Below are 250 nucleotides of genomic sequence, written 5' to 3'. Positions count from 1 at the left end.
GGCGCAACCGGCGTCGCGTCCGGAACGTCCTGGAGGTCGGTGTCAGGCCCGACGATCGGCGCCGCGGGTGCGGCTTGCGCAGGTGGCGCGGCATCGCCGGTCGTGCCGGTGTCGGGAGCCGCCGACGGCGTCGCGAGATCGTCGTCGGCGGCCGCCGATGCGTCTCCGGATGGCGGCGCTTCTGCCGGCGCGTGGGCCTCGCGTCCGGTCGTCGTCGTGTCCGTCTGCGGCGCCGGCGCGCGCGGCGCGA

At 78.0% G+C, this 250-nt stretch carries 1 pseudogene; it reads right to left on the bottom strand.

The features are described 5' to 3' along the window. Positions 1–250: pseudogene (locus SB719_RS21630) on the bottom strand (hypothetical protein); the annotation flags it as partial.

The sequence above is a fragment of the Pantoea sp. SIMBA_079 genome, assembly GCF_046940275.1.
GTDB lineage: Bacteria > Pseudomonadota > Gammaproteobacteria > Enterobacterales > Enterobacteriaceae > Pantoea > Pantoea borealis.
This window is presented reverse-complemented; position numbering and strand designations above follow the sequence as displayed.